This window comes from Pigmentiphaga humi (genome assembly GCF_900606115.1).
GTDB lineage: Bacteria > Pseudomonadota > Gammaproteobacteria > Burkholderiales > Burkholderiaceae_B > Pigmentiphaga > Pigmentiphaga humi.
Genome location: NZ_UWPJ01000016.1, coordinates 151,610 through 165,492 on the forward strand (window position 1 = coordinate 151,610; position 13,883 = coordinate 165,492).

The following is a 13,883-nucleotide window of genomic DNA, read 5'->3' on the forward strand; positions in this document are numbered from 1 at the left end:
GTAGGGGGTCATATGGACGCGAGCAGTTGGTCGAACAGCTCCGAAGCCATGCCCAGCACCTTGCCGGCGGCGGCGTAGGCCTGCTGGTAGCGCAACAGGTTGGCGCCTTCCTCGTCGAGGTTGACGCCGACCAGCGACTGTTCGGCGGCGGCGGCCTGGTCGTAGGCGCTCTGCTGGGCGGCCTGGCTGACGCCTATCGACGCGGCGCGCGTGCCCGTCCTGGACAACAGCGCGGCATAGGCGTCGGTCAGCGTGGCGCCGCCCGCGATCTTGGCGGTGCCGAGCGCGCCCAGCGCCAGCGCGTTGCGGTTGTCCCCCGCCGGATCGCCGCGACCGGCCCCGACCGTGAAGACATCGCCGGCGGCCGGCAGGCCGTTCAGGTCGAAGGCCCAGCCGTTGTAGGCGATGGTATGCGGCGATGCGCCCAGGCTGCCCGACTCCAGGACGTTGCCGTCCGCGTCGAACAGGTCGTAATCCTTGGCGGAGGTGAAGCGCACCGTGACGGAAGCCGTGTAGTCGACATTGTCCGAGGCCTCCGAACGCAGGCGCGAGGCGATCGCCGTGCCGGCGTTGTCCGCGTCCGCACCCAGACTCATGGGTGCCGCCGCGGCCAGCGCGCCGGGGTCGCCGAGCAGCACTTCCATACCCGCGGCGGCATGGCGGGCCACCTGGATGGTGAAGACGTCGCCGTCGGCCAGATCGCCGTCGGCCAGCCCTATCGCCAGTCCATCGACGGTCTGCGGCAGCTCGGTGAACGGGCCGAATTCCTCGCCGTCGTCCAGGCGCGTTACCACGTATTCGGTGCCGGAGCGGCTCAACTGGTAGTCGCTGCCGGTCAGCGAACGCGTATCCGAGATGCCCAGCGACAACACGGCGTCGCCGGTGTTCTGCCTGGAACCCACGGCCATCGGGCTGCCGAGCTTGAACAGGGCCGCCCCCTGCCCGCCCGAACTGTCCAGCCCGAACTGTTGCTGCTGGTTATAGGCCGACGCCATGGCGATGGCGATGCGCCCCAGTTCGGTCCGGGCCTGGGCCAGCTCGTTGTTGCGGAATGCGATCAGCGCGCCGAGCTGGCCGCCGTCGATGTCCTTGTCGTTCAGCGGCACGCTGTGGCTGCCCATGGTCAGCGACAGGCTCGCGCCGCTGGCCGAGTCCGGATCCTGGGTATCGAGCCGCAGCTGCGCGGCCAGGCCCTGCAGCACCAGCGGCTGGCCGTTGGACAGGTAGACGTTGACGCTATTGCCCTGATTGCTGGTCGTGATGCCGGTGAACTCGCCCAGTTTGCGGATGAGCAGGTCGCGCTGGTCGAGCAGGTCGTTGGGAGACGGGCCGCCCTGAGCCGCGCGGGCCTCGTTGATGGAGAGGTTGTAGGCCGCGATGCTCTGCACGAGCTGGTTGATCTGCCCCACCGCCGAACCGACCTGTGTGGTGATGCCCTGGTCGATGGCGGACAGGCTGTCGCTGATCGAACGGAACCGCGCGGCCGTCGATTGCGCCGCCTCCAGCGCCGCCTGGCGCGAGGCGGTCTCGTTGGGGTTCTGGCTGAAACTGCTGATGGCCGCGTACAGCGCCGTCAAGCTCTGGTTGATGCCGGTATCGACCGATCCCATGCCGTTGATCAGGCCGCTCATCTGGTCGGAATAGGTGTTCAGGTAGCTCAGGGAAGAGGCTGCCTGGCTCGCCTGGTTCGTCAGGAATTCGTTATAGGCGCGCTGCACCGTCACGACGTCCACGCCGGTGCCGAAATAGCCGCCGCCCGAGAAGTTCGACAGCGAGGTCGACAAGACCACCTGCTGGCGTGAATAGCCTGCAGTGCCCTGGTTGGAAATATTGTTCGCGGTGACGGCCAGCCCGGCCTGGGCGGCCCGCAATCCCGTCAATGCGATGTTGGCGATGTTCGTGGTCATGATCGATGCGCAAGCGGCGTGCGGAATGCGGACTGCCCGCGCACGCCTATTGGAAGACTTAACGGTCCGCGCAAGCGAAGCTTGAGCCGGCGCGCCGCGGCGGGCGCGCCGGCCGGGTCAGACGACGACCTGCATCGCCCGGCGGATGGTGCTCTGCAGCTTTTCGGCATAACGCGGGTCGGTGGCATAGCCAGCGCGCTGCAGTCCGCGCGCGAACGACTCGGCGCTGTTGGTGGACTGCAGCACCTTGGCATAGCGGGGATTGGACGCGAGCATGCGCGCGTAGTCCTCGAAAGCGTGCTCGTAGGAATCGTAGGCGCGGAACTGCGCGGTGACGCGTTCGGCCGTGCCGTTGCGGAACTCGGTCGTGCGCGTGCTCACGGTGCGGCCCTCCCAGCCGGTCGCCTTGATACCGAACAGGTTGTGGCTGGCCTGGCCGTCCGCGCCGCGGATCTCGCGGCGCCCCCAGCCCGACTCAAGAGCCGCTTGTCCCAGGATGTAGGCGGCGGGGATGCCGGTGGCGGCTTCGGCGCGCCGCGCCGCGGGCAGGAAGCGGCCGAGGAACTCGGCCCGGATTTCCTCCGGCGAAGCGGGCGCCGCGCTCGCCTGGGCCGGCGCTGCCGGGGCGGCGCGGGGCGCGCCGGCAGCCGCGCCATAGGGTGCGGGGGTGCCGAATTTGCCGTTCTGGATGCGCCGGGCGGCCCCTGCCTCGCCCGCCACGGCGGCCGCGGCAGGGCTGGCCGCAGCCGGCATCCCGCCTATGCTGCCGCTGGTGGCGGACTCCGGCGTTCCCGCCGCGCGTCCGCGCGCCAGTTCCAGCGTGGACAGGGACAGCGGCAGTCCGGCCCGCCGCACCGATTCCGCGGGCACGGTAACGCGCGTCAATTGTTTTTCCAGCATGTCGGCCAGGCCCAGACCGCTGCGCTCGGGCACGTTGCCGCGATTGGCCGTGTCGGCCACGCCGGCCAGCTTCGACGCCAGCTGCTGGTCGAGCATGCCGCGCCAGGTCTGCGATGCCGGACTGTTGAGCGCCTGCGCCAGCGCGCCCTCGCCCGCCATCGAGTTCTGGCGCATCTGTCCCAGCAGCGTCTGGGCGAACTGCGCCTCGAACTGGCGCGCGGCCTGGCGCACGCTGCCGGCCTGGTCGCGGCGCGCCTGCAGCTTGAGCGCATCGAGCGACCGGGCATCGACGGCCATGCCCTGCACTGCCAATGAGTTGTCCAGTTTGGCCATCAGATGATCTCCAGTTCGGCGGTCAAGGCGCCCGCGGTCTTGAGCGCCTGCAGGATGGAAATCAGGTCTTGCGGCGTCGCGCCCAGCAGGTTCAGCGCCTTGACCACGTCGGCCAGTTGGGCGCCGCCATCCAGATGCATGATGGGACCGCCGCCCTGGCGAATCTCGATATCGGCCCGTTCGGTCACCACGGTCTGGCCGTTCGCGAAGGGCGCGGGCTGGCTGACCGAAGGCGTGGACGATACCGTCACGCTCAGGTTGCCGTGCGCGACCGCCACCGGCGCCAGCCGCACGCTCTGGTTCATCACGACCGAGCCTGTGCGCGCGTTGATGACCACCCGCGCCGGCGCGCGGCTGCCCGCCACTTCGAGATCCTCGATCTGCGCCATGAAGAAGACCCGCTCGTTGGGAGACATGGGCGTGCGCAATTCGATCACGCGGCCGTCCAGCGCCGTGGCCGTCCCCGGCCCGAAGCTGCGGTTGATCGCATCGACCATGGAGCGCACCGTGGCGAAATCGGCCGTGGCCAGCTCCAGCCGCAGCGCGCCGTCGTCGGCGAAGGGCGTAGGCACCTCGCGCTCGACGGTCGCGCCCGACGGGATGCGGCCCGCGCTCAGGTGATTGATCTGGGCCCGGCTGCCGGCCGCCGAGGCGCCCGCACCGCCGACCGAGACGCTGCCCTGGGCCATCGCGTAGACCTCTCCGTCCAGCCCCTTGAGCGGGGTCAGCAGCAGCGTGCCGCCGCGCAACGACTTGGCATTGCCCATGGAGCTGACCGTGACGTCGAGCTGCTGGCCGGGCTGCGAGAACGGCGGCAGCGTGGCGGTCACCATGACGGCCGCCACGTTCTTGAGCTGCAGGCGCGTGCCGGGCGGCACGTTGATGCCCAGGTTGGACAGCATGGACATCAGGGACTGCGTCGTGAACGGCGTCTGGGTGGTCTGGTCGCCCGTGCCGTCCAGGCCCACCACCAGGCCGTAGCCCACCAGCTGGTTGTTGCGTACGCCCTGCACGTTGGCGAGGTCCTTGACCCGCGCGGCATGGGCCGGCGCGGCCAGCAGCGCCGCGCACATCACCAGCAAAGCCAGCGCCGCGAGCGAAAAAGAAGCGGTTCGAACCATGCGCCCGCCCATCAGAAAGGAGAGAAAGACATGAAGAAGCGCGCCAGCCAGCCCACCGTCTGCGCCTCGTCGATCGCTCCCTGGCCGCGGTACTCGATGCGGGCGTCGGCGACCTGCGTGGAACTGACGGAATTACCGCCGACGATGTGCGCCGGGTTGACCACGCCGGAGAAGCGCACGCGCTCTGTCTCGCGGTTGGTACCGATCTGTTTCTCTCCCGAGACGCGCAGATTGCCGTTGGCCAGCACTTCCACCACGGTCACGGTCACGGTGCCCGACAGCACGTTCGATGCGCCGGTTTCGCCGCGCGCGTTGAACTTGTTGTCGCTTTCGCCCCCGATACCCAGGCCGTGCAGGATGCTCGAGCCAGGCAGCCTGTTGATCGTCGGCGTGGAGATCGACGCCGACGCGGTCCGCTGCGCCGACGTATTGTTGCGCTGGGTCGAATTGATGTGCTCCTCCAGCCGCACCACCAGCGTATCGCCGATGTTGCGCGCGCGCACGTCTTCGAACAGGGGCCGGTATCCCGGGGCGGTGCTGAAGATGCCGCCGGTGGGCCGGCGCGCCGCGTTGTAGGCCACCGGATCCAGCGGGCGCGCCGTGGTCGGCTCGGCAATGTCCACCTGGGGCGCCGCGCACGCGGCCAGCCCGGCCAGCGCCAGCGCGCCGCCTGCCCTGATGGCGCCGCCCGCGGCGCGTCGAACTGCGGACCTGAACGCTCCCTTCATGCCGCCCGCCCTCAGAGCTGCGCGATGCGCTGGAGCATCTGGTCGGCCGTGGAAATGGCGCGCGAGTTGATCTCGTAGGCGCGCTGGGTCTGGATCATCCCGACCAGTTCCTCCACCACGTTGACGTTGGAGGCCTCGACATAGCCCTGGTTGATCAGTCCGGCACCGTTGAGTCCGGGCACGTTGACCACCGGCACGCCCGATGCGGCGGTCTCGCCGAACAGGTTCTGCCCCAGCGGCTGCAGGCCGGCCGGATTGATGAAGGTCGCCAGCTGGACCTGGCCGAGCTGGACCGGCTGGGTCTGCCCGGCCACGGTCGCCGTCACCACGCCGTCCTGGCCCACCGCGACTTCCTTCACACCCTCGGGCACGACGATGCCCGGGTCGAGGATCAGGCCGTTGTTGGTTACCAGCTGGCCCTGGCTGTCGATCTGGAAGCTGCCGTCGCGCGTATAGGCCAGCGTGCCGTCGGGCAACTGCACCTGGAAAAAACCCGCGCCGTTCACGGCCAGGTCGAAGCCGCTGCTGGTCTGCTGCAGCGCGCCCTGCGAATAATTGCGCACCGTCGCCACCGGCCGCGCGCCGGTGCCCAGCGTCAGACCGGCCGGCACCTGGTTCTGCTGCGTCGTCTGCGTTCCCGCCGGACGCACGGTCTGGTAGAGCAGATCCTCGAACACCGCGCGCGAACGCTTATAGCCATTCGTGCTGACATTGGCCAGGTTGTTCGAAATCACGTCCAGTTGCGTCTGCTGCGCATCCAGACCGGTCTTGGCAATCCAAAGCGAACGGATCATGAGGGGTCCCCCCCTACGCGCTTCGCGCGCCCCCCAGGGGGCGGCGCTGGCGGACCGGCAAAGCCGGATCCGCGGCGCCCAGGGTCAACAATGGTTATTCACTGCGATGCTCTCGAATTCGAAAGACCGCTCTTTACTTTTCACCCTACAGACAACAGCTGTGTGGCGGCTTGCTGGTTTTTGTCGGTGCTTTGCATCAATTGGATCTGCACGTCGTAGTGGCGGGCGGCGGCGATCATGCCGACCATGGTGTCCACCGCGTTGACGTTGCTGCCTTCGAGCATGCCGCCGGCGACGCGGACGTCGGCGTCGGCCGGGGCGATGCCGCCCTGGCGCAGCCGGAACAGGCCGTCGGCGCCGCGCTCGAGCGAATTGGCGGGCGGGTTGACGAGCTTCAGGTTGCCGATCTGGGCGGCCAGGACGCGGTCCACGTCGGAAACGGTCGAGATCGAACCGTCGGTGTTGACCTGCACCTTGGCGTCCAGCGGCAGCATGATGGCTTCGCCGTTGGCGTCCAGCACCTGCCTGCCCTCGGTGTCCACCAGCGTGCCCTCGGGCGAAAGCTGGAAGCTGCCGGAGCGCGTGTAGGCCTCGCTGCCGTCCGCGGTACGCACGGCGAACCAGCCGTCGCCCTGGACCGCGACGTCGAGTTCGCGGCCGGTGGCCATCATCGGCCCGCGCGACATGTCCGCGCCGGGCGTCGACTCGACCGCATAGGCGCGGGTGCGCAGGCCCGCGCCGCCCACGACCGGGGCGGTGCGCTGGGCCGCGATCTCGGCGCGGAAACCCGGCGTCAGCGCGTTCGCCAGATTGTTGGTCTGGATGTCCTGCCGCCGCATCAGCTCGCGCGCGCCGGTCGCGGCAATGTAGAGTGCCCTGTCCATGGCTGCCGGCTATCCGTCAGCGCAGGTTGACCAGGGTCTGCATGACAGAATCCTGGGTCTTGATGCTCTGCGCGTTGGCCTGGTAGACACGCTGCGCGGAGATCATGTTGACCAGTTCGCCCGTCAGGTCCACGTTGGCGTCTTCCAGCGCGCCCGAGGTGACGCTGCCGAAGTTGCTCGAACCCGGCACGCCCAGGCGCGGGTCGCCCGACATGGTGGTCTGCAGGAAGTTGTTGCTGCCCGCCGACACCAAGCCCTGCGGATTGACGAAGGACACCAGCACGATCTGGCCCTGCGCCCGCGTCTGCTGGTTCGAGTAGTTGGCCATCAGGACGCCGTGCTCGTCGATCGAAAAGCTGGTCAGGCGCCCCGAGGTATAGCCGTCTTGCGATTGCAATTCATTGCTGAAGGCCTGGCCCGTCTGCGAGGTCGCCGCGACGTTGTAGCTGATCGCCAGATCGGCCGCGCCGGTTCCCAGCGTATCGGCGTCGACGAGAATGTCGAAGACGCCGTTGTTCGATGCGTCCAGGTCGATCTTGCCCGACGAATCGAAGCTCAGCGCAAAACCGACGGGGTTGCCCTCGTCGTCGACGTCGGGATTGGTCACGTTGCCGTTGACCGAGGTGAAGACTTCCCACTCGCCCGGCGCGCGCTTGACGTAATAGGTCGACAGGGTGTGCGTATTGCCCAGCGAATCGTACACGGCGATGGATGTCGCGTGCGTGTAGGTGTTCGAATTGGACGGGTCGAACGGATGCGCCGTGGCGTCGATGGCCTCGGCGCGCGAATCCAGCACCGAACCCTGGGTCGCCTCGGTCGTGCCGCGGGCCTCGATGGAACTGACGGTGAGCTTGAGCGGCTGCGGCTGCGCGGTGTTGATCTTGCCGTTGGCATCGGCCAGGTAGCCCGTCAGTTTCATGCCGCTGGAGTTGATTACATAGCCGTTGGCGTCGAGCTGGAACTGGCCGTTGCGGGAATAGACCGCCGAGCCGTTGCTGTCCATGCGGAAGAAACCCTCGCCCGAGATGGCGACGTCGAACGGGTTGGAGGTGACCGAGATCGCGCCCTGGCTGAACAGCTGGCTGACCGACGAGACGCGGGTACCGATACCGATGCCGTTGGACGAGGTGCCCAATACGGTGGAGGCGTACACGTCCGAGAACTCGGCGCGTGCGGCCTTGAAGCCGACGGTGTTGGCGTTGGCGACGTTGTTGCCGATGACGTCGAGGTTCTTGTCGGCGGCGTTCAGGCCGCTCAATGCCTGTTGGAAACTCATTGCAGGATCCTTGCTCTAGCTGCGATATCCGGGAAGGCTGGCGGGCGGCGCCCGCATCACCAGATCTGGTAGACGTTGGACAGGTTGACGATGTTGCCCCGGGAATCGACCACGGTCGTGGCGCCGGACGACGGCCGCACCGAGGCGATCTGCGTCAGGGACAGCGTAGGCGCCACGCCGACCTGCGTGCCCTCGCCCACCTGGACCTCGAAGGTGTATTCGCCGTCGTCGAGCTGCGTGCCCTTGGCGTCCGTGCCATCCCAGGTAAAGGTATGGGTACCGGCTTCGACGTCCTTGAGCTTCTTGCGCGCGACTTCGGTGCCGTCGGCGTTCTTGACCACCAGCTCCGCGTTCTCCACCGGAATGCTCAGCACATAGCCGCCATCGGCCTTGCCCTCGGCCAGCGTCAGGGCATTGCCCGACAACAGCACCTTGCGGCCGACCAGCGAGGCCGACTCCGTGGCCTGCAGGCTGCCCATGCTGTAGCCCAGCCATTCCATCGTGCTGTTGAGCTGGCTGACGCCGGTCACCGTGCTGATCTGCGCCAGTTGCGAGGTCAGTTCGGCGTTGTCCAGCGGATTGAGCGGATCCTGGTTCCTCATCTGCGCGGTGAGCATGGCCAGGAAACGCTGGGACAGCTCCTCGGCGGACGCGGCATTCAGCGACGACGCGTTCGTGCCGCTCGAGGAATTGCCGGAAACGTTGGATACAGCCATATCAATACTCCATCGCGTATGCGCGCCGAGCGGTTAGCTACCGAGCGTCAGGGTTTTCTGCATCAACGTCTTGGCGGTGTTCATCACCTCGACGTTGGTCTGGTAAGCGCGCGAAGCGGCGATCATGTCGACCATTTCGTCGACGATCTCGACATTGGGCATGCTGAGATAGCCGTCGGCATCGGCCATCGGGTTCTTCGGGTCATAGACGCGCTTGGGCGGAGACGGATCGGTCATCACCTCGCGCACCCGCACTCCCTGGCCGCCCTCGGAGGCGCCGCCGGGCACCATGTAGGACTCGAACACCACCTTGCGGGCCCGGTAGACCTGTCCGTCCGGACCGGCGACGCTCTCTGCGTTGGCCAGATTGCTGGCGACGGCGTTGAGCCGCTGGCTGTTGGCCGTCAATGCGGTGCCGGCGATTTCGAAAGCCTTGTTCAGGGACATGCGCGGGCCTCGTTCAATTGTTCTGGATGGCGCGCTGGAGCGTCTGGATCTGGCCGTTCAGCATGCGCAGCGCCGCGTCGTAGCGCAGCGCGTTGTCGGCAAAGCGCGTGCGTTCGAGATCGGGGTCGACGGTATTGCCGTCTATCGCGGCCTGGGTGGGCGTGCGGTACTGCAGCGCCACCGGGATGCCGGCCGCCGCATCGGCACGGATGTGCCGGGCGTTCGTCGCCGCCAGCCCCAGCGGCGCGGCGGCCGCGCCCGGCTCGGGCGTGCCCGTGGCAGCGCGCAAGGCCGCGGCGAAATCGAAATCGCGCGCCTTGTAGTTGGGCGTTTCGGCGTTGGCCAGGTTGGACGCCAGGACTTCCTGGCGCTGCGCGCGCAATGTCAGGGCTTGCGCATTGAACATCAGTTCGTCGCCGATGCGGCTGATCACGTGACCTCCTCTCTGCGTGCGGCGGGCGGCCTTTTCGCAGGCATCGCCATTATTCGCGTTCGGCGCCAGCGGCAAATGCGGAGTAGGGAGGGTTTTGTACCGCTATTACGGGGAACGGCGTCAGCGCGAGAGTTGGCCGGTGCCGGTATAGGCCATGTCGGCGCCGCTCAGGCGGGCCAGGGCGGCCAGCCGGGCGGAGGCGGCGGCGGCCTGGAGGGTCGAGATTTCGGTGCCCACCTTGATCGGCTGGAGGGCCTGGGCGAGCTGTTCCCGCCAGGCCGCGCGCAGGTCGGCGGGCAGGGATTCGATGGCAGGCGCGAGTTGGGGCAAGGTGCGCTGCACTTCGAGCACGTACTGGCCCAGGGCCTGGGTGGCGGCGTCGATGGCGCCGGTATCGGTGCCGGCCACGGCCTGCGACAGCTGCCGGCCCGCTTCTGCGCAGCGATCCAGCAGCGAGGCGAAAGCGTCGAGCGAACTCACGAGCGGATCAGGCCGCGTTCGACGTCGAGCAGGCGATCGGCCACGACTTCCGCATTGACGGTGAATTCGCCATTGCGGATAGCCTGCTTGATGCGTTCGACGTTCTCGGCATCGAACGGGGCCTCGCTGGCCGAGAGCTGGCCGCTGGCCAGCGGCGAGAGCTGGACCTGGTCTTCGTTCCCGGAGGGCGCCTTGGCGGGCGCGGCCGGCCGCGCCTCGGCGCCGTGCGCGGGGCGGGGGATATTGATTGGCTCCGGGCCTTTTTGCGTGATTTTCACGATGGATGTCCGTCTGGTCGCCTTGGCGCCGATGCGGGATCGGCCCGGGCGGATAAGGCAATTATCGGCATGGCGCCAACTAACTTTAGCATTCGTGAGGCCGCTAGCTACGATATCCGCAACAAAAAGCAAGCGGAACGCACCATGAAGCCACCCCCAGGAAGCAGCGGATCTGGCTCCGCCAGTCCGCCAGCTTCGCCCCCTGGGGGGCGCGCGTAAGCGCGTAGAGGGGGGCCTACAACCTGACTTCGATTTCGCGGTCGTCGCGCAGGATGCCGGCGACGGTGCGGCCGGAGTCGAGCTGGACACGGGCCTGCTGGCCCGGGCTGGCCTGGTGAAGCATCTTGCCGGTGGCCTTGATGACGAAGCCGGCGCCGTTCAGTATCACCTGCACCGGGTCGCCCGCCCCCAGGTGCGCGCGCGATTGCAGCGAGGCCGGCGGAATCGGCTCGCCCGCCTTGACCGCCCGCACCACGGTCGCGCCTTCCATCTGCGCCGGATCCGTCGCGACGCCGCGCGGCCAAGCAGCGAGATTGACCTCCGCCAGCGACCAGTCGCCCTCGCGCAGCACCGCCCCCGCGCCGAGCGGCCGCGTCGGCACCGGAACCGGAACCAGCAGCGCCACTTCGGCGGGGACGCGGATCTGCCAGGGCTGCGCCGCGCAGCGCAATCCTATCGACGTCTTGCCGGTAGGGCGGCCGCCCGGCGGCAGGAAAACCATAGGCACGCAAGGCGCATCGGCAACCCGCGCCGCAGCCTGCTCGGCAATGTGCACCTCCACCCGCCCGCCCAGCGCCGCCGCCGACCCCGCAGCCCGCTCCTCCAGCAACAGCCGCCCCTGCTCCAGCAGTTCCCGAACCGGCACCCGCGAAGCGGACTCCGCGCCCCGCGCGGAACCCACAGCCAGAACCAAAGCCGCCGCAGCAAACACCCCAGCCCAAACCCCGCGCCTCATCACGATCCTCCAAAGCCATTCATAGCCACGCCCCCACCACCACAGCACATTGGACTAGACCCAGGATGCGGTGGATCCGGCTCCGCCGGTCCACCCGCATCGCCCCCTGGGGGGCGCGCGTAAGCGCGTAGGGGGGGACCCTCTACTTTTTCCATTCTTTGAGCCGCGTGCGCAAACGCGAGACCGCCTGCGAATGCAGCTGGCAGATGCGCGACTCGGTCACGCCGAGCACCGCGGCGATTTCCTTGAAGTTCATTTCCTGCTCGTAATACATGCCCATTACGAGTTTCTCCCGCTCGGGCAGGCGCTCGATGCCGGTCACCACGGCTTCGCGGAACCGCCTGTCCGACAGGCGCTCGTGCGGGTCCGCCGCGGGATCGGACGGCGCGTGGCGGTCCAGGTAGCCATCGGCATCCTCGCCGCGGTCCATGTCTTCATAGTAAAAAAGCTGCACGCCGCGCGCCTCGGCCAGCATCTGCTGGTATTCCCCCAGCGGCACGCCGAGCTCCTCGGCCATCTCGGCATCGGAAGGCGCCCGCCCCAGCCGGTGTTCGCTGCGGGTCATGGCGCCCTCGATCTTGCGCTGGGTCTGGCGCACGCTGCGCGGCATCCAGTCGCCGCGCCGCAGCTCGTCGAGCATGGCGCCGCGGATGCGCTGCGTCGCATAGGTCTCGAACTGCGCGCCCAGCCCTTCCTCGAAGCGTCCCAGCGCGTCCAGCAGCCCCAGCATACCGGCCTGGATGAGATCCTCGATCTGCACACTGGCGGGCAGGCGGGCCACCATGTGATGCGCCATGCGGCGCACCAGCGGCACGTACGGCTCGACGTCGAGCTCGCGCGCCAGCGTTCCGTCACGCGTATACATGCGGTCCTCGCCCAAAAAAAGCCTCCGCGCTTGCCGCTTCGCGGCAGCGCTGCCCCCCGAGGGGGCGTTTTTGCCTTGGGAGCGGCCCGGCGGCAAAAAAAACCAAGCGTGCGGCGTATCCGGCCATTTTCATACCCCCTCCGGCAGGCCCGGCGCGTCGGTGCCCGCGGCCTGCACGGCATCGCCATCGGTCGATGCTTCGCAGGCCCAATCCAGCTCTTCCGCATCGAGCGCGAATACCGGCGCATTGCGCACGCGCAGCGCGCGATGCACCAGCAGGAGCGCGTTGGCAGCATGGATGTCCTCGGGCACGCGCTGTCCGTTGGTCATGTAGTGCAGCGGCAGGCGGTGGCGGATCGCCGCATCGAGCACGCCGCCCAGGCGCACCGCCTCGTCTATCTTGGAAACGATCATGCCGGCCAGTCCTCCGGCCGAGTAGGCGCGCACGATGTCCTCGGCCTGCTCGGCGTGCGAGCCGCCCGGCACCACCAGCACCCGCTCAACGCCGCCGACCGACAAGGCATCCAGGTGGCGCGAGATCTGCGCATCGCGCTGGCTCAGCCCGGCGCTGTCGATCAGCACCAGCCGGCGGTCGGCCATGCTCGCCAGCAGCACCTCGAGATCGTTCGCCCCGCGCGCGGCATAGACTTCCACTCCCAGCATGCGGCCGAAGGTATGCAGCTGGTCCATCGCGCCGATGCGGTTCTGGTCGGTCGAGATCAGCCCCAGCGAACCGGCTCCGTACTTGACCACGCAATGCGCGGCGATCTTGGCGGTGGTGGTAGTCTTGCCCACGCCGGTCGGGCCGACGATGGCATAGCGCCCGCCGCGTTCGATCAGGCTGTCGGCGGCATCGATGCACGCCAGGTTGCGCACCAGCGCATCGGCCAGCCACTGCGCCGCCTGGTCGGGATCGTGCCCAACCGGCAGGCGGCTGGCCACGGTGCGCGCCAGCTCGGGCGTAAAGCCGCTGTCGACCATGCGGCGCCAGACATCGCGGCGCAGCGGCTGGCGCTGCATGCTGTCGCGCCAGGCCATGGCATCCATCTGGCGGCCCAGCCAGGTGCGCATCGAGCGCATCTCGCTGACGATGGGATCGGACACCTGGATGACCAGTTCGGCGCGGTCGTTCTCATCGATGCGGGCCGCGGCCGGCAGCGCCGGAGCGGGCGCCGGCACCGGCGCTGCGGCCGGGGGCGCGACGGCCGCATTCACCTGCTGGGCGACGCCGAACTTCGGCACCGCCTTGCCGTCCTCCCCGGCCGCGCCGGCGGCAGCGGCCGGAGGCGCATCCGATTGATCGCGGCCCGCGCGGACCAGATGCGGGATCTGCGCCTCCTGCACCCGCGGCCAGCGGGCCAGCGGCAACTCCGCCGGATCGGCCGGAGCCTCGATGCGGGCGGCGATGGCCGGCGCCTTGGGCGCTGCCTTGGCGGGGGCTTTCACGGGAGGCGCGACGTCGGAGGCGCGCTCCTCTTTCTGGCTGGCGAGCACGCGCGCGGCCGGAGACAGCCGCACCGGCTCGTCTTCCATGTCGTCCCACAGCGCGCCGGCGGGTTCCGCCGCCTGCGGCTCCGGCGCGGATTCGGCAGGAATCGGGCCGTCATCGGCGATCGGCATGTCCTGCGCGCGTATTCCCACCACTTCCACGCCGGAAGTCGTGCGGCGGGTGGACACGATCATGGCGTCGGCACCGAGCGCTTCACGCATCATGCGCAGGCAATCGCGCGTGGACGCGGCGACGAATTTGCGGAATTTCATGGGGC

15 protein-coding genes are annotated in these 13,883 nt (G+C 68.5%); all 15 read right to left on the minus strand.

Annotation, left to right across the window (positions count from 1 at the left end; genetic code table 11):
- Positions 1-8: 8 nt before the first annotated feature.
- Positions 9-1,907 carry a flagellar hook-associated protein FlgK gene (gene flgK / locus PIGHUM_RS09865; protein WP_124079406.1) on the minus strand — a complete coding sequence of 633 codons (1,899 nt, stop codon included), beginning with the start codon at positions 1,905-1,907 and terminating at the stop codon, positions 9-11.
- Positions 1,908-2,024: 117 nt separating this feature from the next.
- Positions 2,025-3,140 carry a flagellar assembly peptidoglycan hydrolase FlgJ gene (gene flgJ, locus PIGHUM_RS09870; protein ID WP_124079407.1) on the minus strand — a complete coding sequence of 372 codons (1,116 nt, stop codon included), beginning with the start codon at positions 3,138-3,140 and terminating at the stop codon, positions 2,025-2,027.
- The gene (locus tag PIGHUM_RS09875) at positions 3,140-4,261 is read right to left on the minus strand and encodes a flagellar basal body P-ring protein FlgI (protein ID WP_124079408.1); all 1,122 of its coding nucleotides are present in this window, start codon (positions 4,259-4,261) and stop codon (positions 3,140-3,142) included. Before PIGHUM_RS09875 ends, flgJ begins: the two co-directional genes overlap by 1 nt.
- An 11-nt stretch (positions 4,262-4,272) precedes the next feature.
- Positions 4,273-4,989, minus strand: coding sequence for a flagellar basal body L-ring protein FlgH (locus PIGHUM_RS09880; RefSeq protein WP_124079409.1), 717 nt, complete (start codon positions 4,987-4,989; stop codon positions 4,273-4,275).
- Between the two features lie 11 nt (positions 4,990-5,000).
- On the minus strand, positions 5,001-5,783 hold the full coding sequence (gene flgG / locus PIGHUM_RS09885) for a flagellar basal-body rod protein FlgG (protein ID WP_124079410.1): 783 nt from the start codon (positions 5,781-5,783) through the stop codon (positions 5,001-5,003).
- A gap of 140 nt (positions 5,784-5,923) precedes the next feature.
- A complete protein-coding gene (flgF, locus tag PIGHUM_RS09890) occupies positions 5,924-6,667 on the minus strand; it encodes a flagellar basal-body rod protein FlgF (protein ID WP_124079411.1) in 744 nt (247 codons plus the stop codon).
- Between the two features lie 16 nt (positions 6,668-6,683).
- Positions 6,684-7,943: a flagellar hook protein FlgE gene (gene flgE / locus PIGHUM_RS09895; RefSeq protein WP_124079412.1), complete on the minus strand. Its 1,260-nt coding sequence runs from the start codon at positions 7,941-7,943 to the stop codon at positions 6,684-6,686.
- A 56-nt stretch (positions 7,944-7,999) separates the two neighbouring features.
- Positions 8,000-8,659 (minus strand): flagellar hook assembly protein FlgD, encoded by a 660-nt coding sequence (locus PIGHUM_RS09900; protein ID WP_124079413.1) that lies wholly within the window; start codon positions 8,657-8,659, stop codon positions 8,000-8,002.
- 33 nt (positions 8,660-8,692) lie between these two features.
- Positions 8,693-9,106: a flagellar basal body rod protein FlgC gene (gene flgC / locus PIGHUM_RS09905; protein WP_124079414.1), complete on the minus strand. Its 414-nt coding sequence runs from the start codon at positions 9,104-9,106 to the stop codon at positions 8,693-8,695.
- A gap of 13 nt (positions 9,107-9,119) precedes the next feature.
- The gene (flgB, locus tag PIGHUM_RS09910; RefSeq protein ID WP_124079415.1) at positions 9,120-9,539 is read right to left on the minus strand and encodes a flagellar basal body rod protein FlgB; all 420 of its coding nucleotides are present in this window, start codon (positions 9,537-9,539) and stop codon (positions 9,120-9,122) included.
- A 120-nt stretch (positions 9,540-9,659) separates the two neighbouring features.
- A complete protein-coding gene (locus PIGHUM_RS09915; RefSeq protein WP_124079416.1) occupies positions 9,660-10,019 on the minus strand; it encodes a hypothetical protein in 360 nt (119 codons plus the stop codon).
- Positions 10,016-10,297, minus strand: a complete 282-nt coding sequence (gene flgM / locus PIGHUM_RS23880) for a flagellar biosynthesis anti-sigma factor FlgM (protein ID WP_160142229.1) — start codon at positions 10,295-10,297, stop codon at positions 10,016-10,018. Before flgM ends, PIGHUM_RS09915 begins: the two co-directional genes overlap by 4 nt.
- Before the next feature lie 235 nt (positions 10,298-10,532).
- Complete coding sequence (gene flgA, locus PIGHUM_RS09925) at positions 10,533-11,198, minus strand: flagellar basal body P-ring formation chaperone FlgA (RefSeq protein WP_124079418.1); 666 nt, start codon at positions 11,196-11,198, stop codon at positions 10,533-10,535.
- 196 nt (positions 11,199-11,394) lie between these two features.
- Positions 11,395-12,117: an RNA polymerase sigma factor FliA gene (locus PIGHUM_RS09930; protein ID WP_124079419.1), complete on the minus strand. Its 723-nt coding sequence runs from the start codon at positions 12,115-12,117 to the stop codon at positions 11,395-11,397.
- A 129-nt stretch (positions 12,118-12,246) separates the two neighbouring features.
- On the minus strand, positions 12,247-13,878 hold the full coding sequence (gene flhF / locus PIGHUM_RS09935) for a flagellar biosynthesis GTPase FlhF (protein ID WP_124079420.1): 1,632 nt from the start codon (positions 13,876-13,878) through the stop codon (positions 12,247-12,249).
- Positions 13,879-13,883: the final 5 nt, after the last annotated feature.

Excerpts from the sequence above, each read along its gene's own strand:
- flhF (WP_124079420.1), bottom strand. The coding sequence starts at position 13,878 with ATGAAATTCCGCAAATTCGTCGCCGCGTCCACGCGCGATTGCCTGCGC.
- flgF (WP_124079411.1), bottom strand. The coding sequence starts at position 6,667 with ATGGACAGGGCACTCTACATTGCCGCGACCGGCGCGCGCGAGCTGATG.
- flgK (WP_124079406.1), bottom strand. The coding sequence starts at position 1,907 with ATGACCACGAACATCGCCAACATCGCATTGACGGGATTGCGGGCCGCC.
- PIGHUM_RS09930 (WP_124079419.1), bottom strand. The coding sequence starts at position 12,117 with ATGTATACGCGTGACGGAACGCTGGCGCGCGAGCTCGACGTCGAGCCG.
- PIGHUM_RS09880 (WP_124079409.1), bottom strand. The coding sequence starts at position 4,989 with ATGAAGGGAGCGTTCAGGTCCGCAGTTCGACGCGCCGCGGGCGGCGCC.
- flgJ (WP_124079407.1), bottom strand. The coding sequence starts at position 3,140 with ATGGCCAAACTGGACAACTCATTGGCAGTGCAGGGCATGGCCGTCGAT.
- PIGHUM_RS09875 (WP_124079408.1), bottom strand. The coding sequence starts at position 4,261 with ATGGTTCGAACCGCTTCTTTTTCGCTCGCGGCGCTGGCTTTGCTGGTG.
- flgC (WP_124079414.1), bottom strand. The coding sequence starts at position 9,106 with ATGTCCCTGAACAAGGCTTTCGAAATCGCCGGCACCGCATTGACGGCC.
- flgG (WP_124079410.1), bottom strand. The coding sequence starts at position 5,783 with ATGATCCGTTCGCTTTGGATTGCCAAGACCGGTCTGGATGCGCAGCAG.
- flgE (WP_124079412.1), bottom strand. The coding sequence starts at position 7,943 with ATGAGTTTCCAACAGGCATTGAGCGGCCTGAACGCCGCCGACAAGAAC.
- PIGHUM_RS09900 (WP_124079413.1), bottom strand. The coding sequence starts at position 8,659 with ATGGCTGTATCCAACGTTTCCGGCAATTCCTCGAGCGGCACGAACGCG.